Here is a 242-nt window from a genome sequence, read left to right as displayed (position 1 = left end):
AGAAGTTCTGGTCAAAGAACCAATGCTGAATCGGGCTGAGCGCGACCTCTCCCTCAACGACTCCTTCTTCGGCCGCGATCGGGGTTGTGACTTGCACATATTGGCTGACTTCCTCGATCGTTGGATGCGTGAACATCTCCCGAACCGCCAGTTTCAGACCGACTACGCTTAACCTGGACACGATCTGAATCGCTTTGATCGAATCCCCACCCCGCTCGAAAAAGTTGTCCTGAATCCCGACT

Annotated in this window: 1 protein-coding gene; it reads right to left on the bottom strand. The window is 53.7% G+C overall.

Features of this window, described 5'->3' with window-relative positions:
- The coding region (locus FS818_RS28545) for a phosphopantetheine-binding protein (protein ID WP_260990009.1) at positions 1-242 on the bottom strand (242 nt) is incomplete at both ends.

The organism is Paenibacillus xylanexedens, assembly GCF_007680605.1.
Taxonomy (GTDB): domain Bacteria; phylum Bacillota; class Bacilli; order Paenibacillales; family Paenibacillaceae; genus Paenibacillus; species Paenibacillus xylanexedens_B.
Note: the sequence above shows the minus strand (reverse complement) of the source record. Positions and strands in the feature narration are given on the sequence as shown.